The sequence below is a fragment of the Rhizobium ecuadorense genome, assembly GCF_001187535.1.
Lineage (GTDB): Bacteria > Pseudomonadota > Alphaproteobacteria > Rhizobiales > Rhizobiaceae > Rhizobium > Rhizobium ecuadorense.
Window position 1 is genome coordinate 1 of record NZ_LFIO01000352.1, and the last position, 296, is coordinate 296.

Genomic DNA, 296 nt, shown 5'->3' on the forward strand with positions numbered 1-296 from the left:
GTTCCCGGGAGATAGTGGATGATGATGATGCTTTGAAGCGCCTGCGGAACTCCCCTAAGCGGTGACCGCCATTGTGCTGGAGGAAGGTGGTTACTGTGGTCTTGAACTGAACAAATCTCCACCCCTTTCCACCACTGTCGGGCGCAATTCGACCAGCGGAGACGGCGGAATCAATTTGAGAGAGAAATTCCGTAAAGTATTGAAAAATGATTCGTTTTGAGTCGGAACGAATCACCCTGACACGTCTTTGAGTCGCGTATTAGTGGTTCGGAGAATTTGTCATGCCGTCAGGACAG

Annotated in this window: 1 protein-coding gene; it reads right to left on the reverse strand. The window is 50.3% G+C overall.

The window, feature by feature from the left end; translation table 11 throughout:
* The coding region (locus AF337_RS44205) for a hypothetical protein (protein WP_210168043.1) at positions 1-235 on the reverse strand (235 nt) is incomplete at its 3' end.
* Positions 236-296 lie beyond the last annotated feature (61 nt).